General features: G+C 70.3%; 7 protein-coding genes. 4 read left to right on the forward strand and 3 right to left on the reverse strand.

The annotated features are described in order from the left end of the window. Genes C4313_RS06555 through tpiA form a run of 3 tightly spaced genes read right to left on the reverse strand, consistent with a single transcriptional unit; the run spans nt 1 to nt 2,920 of the window. Complete coding sequence (locus C4313_RS06555; RefSeq protein ID WP_352429066.1) at nt 1–1,053, reverse strand: ABC transporter ATP-binding protein; 1,053 nt, start codon at nt 1,051–1,053, stop codon at nt 1–3. Between the two features lie 27 nt (nt 1,054–1,080). Beyond that, the gene (locus C4313_RS06560; RefSeq protein WP_352429067.1) at nt 1,081–2,142 is read right to left on the reverse strand and encodes a ketopantoate reductase family protein; all 1,062 of its coding nucleotides are present in this window, start codon (nt 2,140–2,142) and stop codon (nt 1,081–1,083) included. A 13-nt stretch (nt 2,143–2,155) separates the two neighbouring features. Continuing rightward, nucleotides 2,156–2,920 (reverse strand): triose-phosphate isomerase, encoded by a 765-nt coding sequence (gene tpiA, locus C4313_RS06565; RefSeq protein ID WP_352429068.1) that lies wholly within the window; start codon nt 2,918–2,920, stop codon nt 2,156–2,158. A gap of 151 nt (nt 2,921–3,071) precedes the next feature. Between tpiA and C4313_RS06570 the strand changes: the two genes are divergently transcribed. From C4313_RS06570 to C4313_RS06585, 4 genes are read left to right on the forward strand one after another with little or no spacing between them, the layout of a single operon-like run. After that, nucleotides 3,072–3,443: a 4a-hydroxytetrahydrobiopterin dehydratase gene (locus C4313_RS06570; RefSeq protein WP_352429069.1), complete on the forward strand. Its 372-nt coding sequence runs from the start codon at nt 3,072–3,074 to the stop codon at nt 3,441–3,443. A gap of 50 nt (nt 3,444–3,493) precedes the next feature. Beyond that, complete coding sequence (locus C4313_RS06575) at nt 3,494–4,675, forward strand: CpaE/TadZ family protein (protein WP_352429070.1); 1,182 nt, start codon at nt 3,494–3,496, stop codon at nt 4,673–4,675. Nucleotides 4,676–4,705: 30 nt separating this feature from the next. After that, nucleotides 4,706–5,407 carry a deoxyribonuclease V gene (nfi, locus tag C4313_RS06580; protein WP_352429071.1) on the forward strand — a complete coding sequence of 234 codons (702 nt, stop codon included), beginning with the start codon at nt 4,706–4,708 and terminating at the stop codon, nt 5,405–5,407. A gap of 13 nt (nt 5,408–5,420) precedes the next feature. Then, a complete protein-coding gene (locus tag C4313_RS06585) occupies nt 5,421–6,002 on the forward strand; it encodes a response regulator transcription factor (protein WP_352429072.1) in 582 nt (193 codons plus the stop codon). The last annotated feature ends 102 nt before the right edge of the window (nt 6,003–6,104 follow it).

Consider the following 6,104-nt stretch of genomic DNA (forward strand, 5'->3'; position numbering starts at 1 on the left):
TCACGCTGCCGGCCAGACCAGGACATCCGCTGTGGCAACTTCCAGGGACCATGTCATCCCCGGATGAACCTCCGGGACGGTCGGTGGGAACACGAAGCGGAGCCGCGCGTTCCCCACTCGCGCCCAAACTTCCACGTAAAGGCCCCGGAAGGACACCCTCTCCACCCAGCCGACGAGGCGATTCTTCGACCCCTCCCCCGTCGGCCGCGGGGTGTGGCGGACCAGCACCCAGGCCCGATCCCCTGTCCGGAGGGCCCCCCGCGGCTGCCCGCGAAGGATCCCTGCTGGGGTCTCCACCGCTACCCCCTCCCCGCCTGCCACCACGCGGCCCTCCAGCAGGGTTCCCAGATCCAGAAAGCGGGCAACGAACGGGGTGGCGGGATCCCGATAGAGGGCCTGCGGCGGTCCGATCTGTTCGACCTGCCCCTGGCGCAGGAGCAGGACCCGGTCCGCCACCGCCATGGCCTCGCTGTGGTCGTGGGTGACATACAGCGCTGTCACGCCCTCGGATTTCAACAGCGCCCGGATCTCCAACACCAATTGCTCCCGCAGCACCCGATCCAGAGACCCCAGGGGCTCATCCAGAAGCAGGACCCGCGGCCGCGGCGCCAGGCTCCGGGCCAGGGCCACCCGCTGCTTCTCGCCCCCTGAGAGGGTGTGGATCTCCCGCCGCTCAAAGCCCGGGAGGCCCACCTGCTCCAGGAGGGCCTGCACCCGCTCCCGGATCTCCGCCTCCGGCCGCTTTTGCATGCGCAGGCCGAAGGCGATGTTCTCAAAAACGTTCCGGTGCGGGAAAAGGGCGAACTCCTGAAACATCAGGCCGATGCGGCGCCGGTGGGGGGGGACGCCGGCCAGGTCCTGGCCGTCCAAGAGGATGCGGCCCGCGTCGGGCGCCTCGAGGCCGGCGATCAAGCGCAGGAGGGTGCTCTTCCCGCTCCCGCTGGGGCCTAAGACCGCCAGGATCTCTTCCTCGGCGACCGCAAACCTCACATTGTCCAGCGCCACCACCTCGCCGTAGCGACGGGTCAACCCGACCACCTCCAGCCGCCCCACGCCGCGATCCCCCTCTTTCCAAACCCTCTAGCGATCCAGGCCGGTCCGCCGCAGCAAGGCCTCGACGTTGCCCCGCCAGAAGGTCCGATCCTCCCGGCCCGCGGCCAGCCCCTCCAGGATCTCAGCCAGCGCCCGGTGAACCGGGGTGGGCACCCCGAGCCGGGCCCCGTGACGGAGGACGGCCCCGGAATAGGCCTCGATCTCCAGGCGGGCGCCTCGACGCAGGTCCAGATGCAGAGCGGGGAGTTTCCTCCCGCGGCCCTGGGCGGCCAGCGGCGCCAGCACCCGACGGGCCACCGCGGCGGGCCACTGTTCCAGCACCCAGACCAGCCACGGGACCGGATAGCCGGGGAGGGCGACGATCGGCAGCCCCAAGGCCCGCATCACCCCCAGGGCCTCCCGGAAGGCCGCTCGCTCCACCGCGAAAGCCCGCGGATCCCCCAACACCCGCTCCGTCGGCCAATCCAAGATGGCGCAGGTGGCGTTGGCCAGCAGGTTGAGGAGCAACTTGGACCACTTCATCGCCATCGGGCTCGCATAGAGGCGGACGGGGAACCCAGCCAGCCGCAGGAGGCCCTGCCACTCCCGCAGATCCCGATCCGGGATCATCGGGGCCAGCCCCAGGCCGCCCCGTCGACGCTCCAGCCGCACCACGCCAGGGGCGACCACCGAAACCGGCTGCGTCAAGGTCCCTGCCACCACCCGCTCGGGTCCGAAGGCCGCCGCCAGCGCGGCTTCCCCATCCACCCCGTTCTGCCAGCAGAAGAAAAGGGCGGAAGGCCAGGGCCTCCGCCCCAACGCCTCCAAAGCGGCCGGCGTGTCGTGGGCCTTCACCGTCAGGAAAACCGCGTCCACCTCTCCTTCGACGGCATCGACCGCGGTCACCGCCTGGGGGAACACCCGCCACGCCGTGCCGTCCGGCCGCAGGAGCGTCAGGCCCCGGCGCCGGAGGGCCTCGACCACCGGCGGGCGCCCCAGCAGGATCACCTCGTGGCCGAAGGCCGCCAGCATAGCCCCCAGGTAGCCGCCCACCGCGCCGGCGCCGAAGATCAGAACGCGTCGGGGCCCGCCGCGCGAACCGACAGGCATCTGGCGATCCGCCTCACGCCTTCGCCCGGGCGGTCTCGTGGATGATCCCCAGAAAGGACTCTGCCTTTAGGCTGGCACCCCCGACCAGGGCCCCATCGATGCCGGGCCGGCAGACGAACTCGCCGATGTTCTCCGGGGTCACGCTGCCCCCGTAAAGGACCCGGACCCGACGGGCCACCTCTGCCCCGAAGGCCTCGGCCAACGTCCCCCGGACCCTGCGTTGGATCACCTCCTCGGCGTCGGCCCCGGTGGCCGCCCGCCCCGTCCCGATGGCCCAGACCGGCTCGTAAGCGATGACCAGCCCGGCGACCTGCTCCGGCGTTAACCCCTCCAGCGCCCGACGGGTCTGGGTGGCCACCACCGCGCCGGTCTGGCCCGCCTCCCGCTGGGCCAGGGTCTCCCCGACGCAGAGGATAGGGGTCAACCCGTGGCGCAGCGCCGCCGCCACCTTGCGGCGGACCGTCTCATCGTCTTCGTGGAAATACTGGCGCCGCTCGGAGTGGCCGATGATCACATAACGACACCATTCCTTCAGCATCACCGGGGAGATCTCCCCGGTGAACGCCCCGGCATCCTCCCAGTGCATGTTCTGGGCCCCCACCTGGATCGGAGAGCCGTGCAGGACGGCGTGGACAGCCGGGAGGGCCGTGAAGGGCGGACACACGACCACCTCCACTGTCGTGGCGTGCAGGCCTTCCCGGATCGCCCGGGCCAAGGCCTGGCCCTCCGCCGCGGTCTTGTGCATCTTCCAGTTCCCGACGATCAGCGGCTGTCGCATGGTCCACCTCGCCCCCATAGGCTTCGGGCCGGCCAGGACGCGCAGGGGCGTGGGCGGGCCCGCCCCCCGGCCCTTTGGATCCGATGCCCATCTTCCTCGCGAAAGGAGTATACTGGAAACGAATCCGGAAAACCGGGCGGGGTGAGGGCCGATGGAGCAGCTGGTCGAACAGCGGTGCGTCCCATGCCGTGGGGGGGAGCCTCCGCTCACCGAAGCGGAGATCGCCGCCCTGCACCCGCAGGTCCCCGCGTGGCAGGTGGTGGTCCGGGAGGGGATCCCCCGCCTGGAGCGGACCTTCCGCTTTCGGAACTTCGCCGAGGCCCTGCGGTTCACCCTCCAGGTGGGGGAACTGGCGGAGGCGGAGGGGCATCACCCGGTGTTGCTCACCGCCTGGGGGAAGGTCACCGTGACGTGGTGGACGCACAAGATCCGGGGCCTTCACCGGAACGACTTCATCATGGCGGCGAAAACCGACGCCCTCTACGCCCGCTTCACGGCCCCGGGCTTCGGGACAGCGGCGTAAGCCCACCGGCCCGGACCCTGCGGCGTCACTCAAGAAGGAGAGGCCCGCCGATGGCCGAAGCGATCCTCGTCGTGGATGACGATCTCCAGACTGTGAAACTCATCGGCCTGATGCTCCAACGGAAGGGCTATCGGGTGATCCCTGCCACCAGCGGGGTGCAGGCCCTGGCCAAGGCGGAGACCGAGCAGCCGGACTTGATCATCTTGGACGTGATGATGCCGGACATGGACGGCTTTGAGGTGTGCCGCCGCCTCCGCTCCAGCCCTCGGACCTCCGCCATCCCCATCTTGATGTTCACCGCCAAGACGGCGGTGGCCGACAAGATCGCCGGCTTCCAAGCCGGGGCAGACGATTACCTCACCAAACCCGTTCATCCGGCAGAGCTGCTCTCCCGGGTGGAAGCCTTCCTCCAACGGGCCGCCCGCCTGAAAGCCGAGGCCACGGCCCGCGCGCAGGCGGCCACTCTTGGCTTCCTCGGGGTGAAGGGCGGGGTGGGGACCTCCACGGTGGCCCTGAACACAGCGGTGGCCCTGGCCCTGGGGGCGGGCCACTTGCCGCCGACCGTGCGGACCCCGCCGCCGGATTTCCGCCCCCCGGCCGTCATCCTGGCCGACCTCGCTCCCCACGGCGGGCTGGCTTATCTGCTCCGCCTCTCCCAAGCCTTCGGGCTGCCGAGCCTGCTCGCCTACCCGCCCCAGGAACTGGACCCGCCGACCATCGAGAAGCATCTGACCCGCCACGTCAGCGGGCTGCGGATGCTGCTCGCCCCTTACACCCCGCGGCCGACGATGCTGTCATCCGCCCACATCCGCACCATCGCCCGGCACCTGGCGACCCTGGGGGACTACATCCTGTTCGATATGGGCCACACCCTCGACGACGCCGCCCGCGCCCTGCTGGGGGAGTTGCGCTACCTGGCGCTGGTGATGGAGCCGACCGCGCTGGCCCTCGTCCACGCCCGGGAACTGATCCAGTTGCTGCCCCAGATCGGCTGGGTGCCACAACAACTCGGCCTGGTAGTGGTCAACCGTGCCGTCTCCGGCATCGCCCTGACCCGCCGGCAGATCGAGGAGGCCCTCTCGCTGGAGCCCATCGGATTTATCTCCCCGGCGCCCGAACTGGCCCACCAGGCCGCCGACCAGGGGATCCCCATCGTGCTGTTGCAGCCGGAGGGGTTGCTGGCCGAACAGTTCCGGGAACTGGCCAGACGCCTAGTGTCCTTGACCCGATGAGCATAGGTTCAACGGCAGGGGACGACCGTTATGCCGATCCAGCCCCGCCATCCCCATCCATGGACGATCTCACCCCAGGAGGCCATCGCCCTCCAGGAGCGCCTGCAAGATCAGGTAATCCGCGAGGGACCCATGCCGAAGCCCAGCGCTGTGATCGTGGGCGTCGACGTGGGCTTCCGAGGGGAGATGGCCCGCGCCGCCGCCGTGGCGGTGCGCTTCCCCGATCTCACCCCGCTCGCCCAGGCGGTGGCCGAGGTCCCGGTCGCTTTCCCTTACATCCCCGGCCTCTTGGCCTTCCGAGAGGCCCCCGCCATCCTGGCGGCCCTGGAGCGCCTGCCGGTCGCCCCGGACTTCCTGATGGTCGACGGCCATGGGATCTCCCACCCCCGGCGGATGGGCATCGCGGCCCACCTGGGGGTCTACCTCGATCTCCCCGCCATCGGATGCGCCAAGTCGAAACTGTGGGGGCATTACGAGCCGCCGCCGGACGTGCCCGGCGCCTGGACGCCCTTGCAGGACGGCCCGGAGGTGATCGGCGCGGTGCTGCGCACCCGGACCGGGGCAGCCCCGGTCTTCGTCTCTATCGGCCACCGCATCTCCCTCGAGAACGCCATCGCCACCGTGATGGCATGCGTGCGGGGACATCGGCTCCCGGAGCCCACCCGGCTGGCTCATCTAGCCGCCGGAGGCGCCGACGTGGTCCGCCCCTCCGGGCAGCCCCGCCTCTTCTAAATGGGAGGCGCCCATGGCGCGATTGCTGGTGGTGGATGACGATCCGGACACCCGCCGGCCCATCGGCTTGGTGCTGCGACGCGCCGGCCACGAGGTCCGATACGCAGAAGACGGATTCCAAGCCCTAGAGGCCATGGCCCGGGAACGGCCCAACCTGGTCCTCCTGGATCTGATGCTGCCCGGCATGGACGGCCTGGAGGCCATGGGGCGCCGGGAGGACCTGGCAGCCATCCCCGTGATGGTGTTGACGGCCCGGACCCAGATCCCTCCGGCCGCCGGCCCGCGTGGAACGGTGCACGCTGATCTGACCCAGCCGATATCGGCCGAAGGACTCGTCCGAAGCGTCCAGGAGGCTCTGGAGGCCACCCACCCGTCACCAGCCCCCGAGGCCCACGCGGTGGAGATCGCGTGCTTGGAAACGTGGCCGGGGGGTGGCTTGGATCTGCTGGCCCCAGCTCTGGCTGCCGCCCTGGCTGCCCACGCCCCGACCCTTTTGATCGACGTGGAGGGCGTCGGGCGCGGGGCGCTGGCCTTCGATGGCGAGCCCCAACCGAAGAGGAAATCCACCATCGCCTGGGGGGGTGACAACAGCTGACATTTTTATTATCAGCCATTTCGGCCACGAAGCTTTCCGACGGGACGCGCCCGCACGGAACCCGCCCCCTCACCGCCTGGCGGTGGGTTCGAGGTGGGCCAG

The organism is Thermoflexus sp., from assembly GCF_040289485.1.
GTDB lineage: Bacteria > Chloroflexota > Anaerolineae > Thermoflexales > Thermoflexaceae > Thermoflexus.